At 66.9% G+C, this 329-nt stretch carries 1 protein-coding gene; it reads right to left on the bottom strand.

Features of this window, described 5'->3' with window-relative positions; genetic code table 11:
- Nucleotides 1-30 precede the first annotated feature (30 nt).
- A partial coding sequence (locus tag EN786_RS36690) for an HAD hydrolase-like protein (RefSeq protein ID WP_135910134.1) occupies nt 31-329 on the bottom strand: 299 nt, incomplete at its 5' end.

Here is a 329-nt window from a genome sequence, read left to right as displayed (position 1 = left end):
TCGTTGCCAGGCGGCCGGCGGCCAGGGTTCTTAGATGGTCTCCTTGACCCGCGCAGTTAGAAAACCCGGCAGGTCGGCAACCGAATCCAGGATTATGTCCGCCATCGGTGCCAGCGAGTCGCGGGTGCCTGTTCCTGACAAGACGCCCACCGCCAGGCCGCAGCCGCCGGCGCGCGCCATTTCGAGGTCGTGGCGGTTGTCGCCGACCATGGCGATCTCGCCGGGCTTCAGCCCGGTCAGATCGCAGAAGGCGACGACCGTGTCCGGCGCCGGCTTCGGATTGGCCACCGCATCATAGCCGAAAGCGGCGTCGAAAAGCTGCGCGACAC

This window comes from Mesorhizobium sp. M4B.F.Ca.ET.143.01.1.1 (genome assembly GCF_004792275.1).
GTDB classification, from domain to species: Bacteria; Pseudomonadota; Alphaproteobacteria; order Rhizobiales; family Rhizobiaceae; genus Mesorhizobium; species Mesorhizobium abyssinicae.
This window is presented reverse-complemented; position numbering and strand designations above follow the sequence as displayed.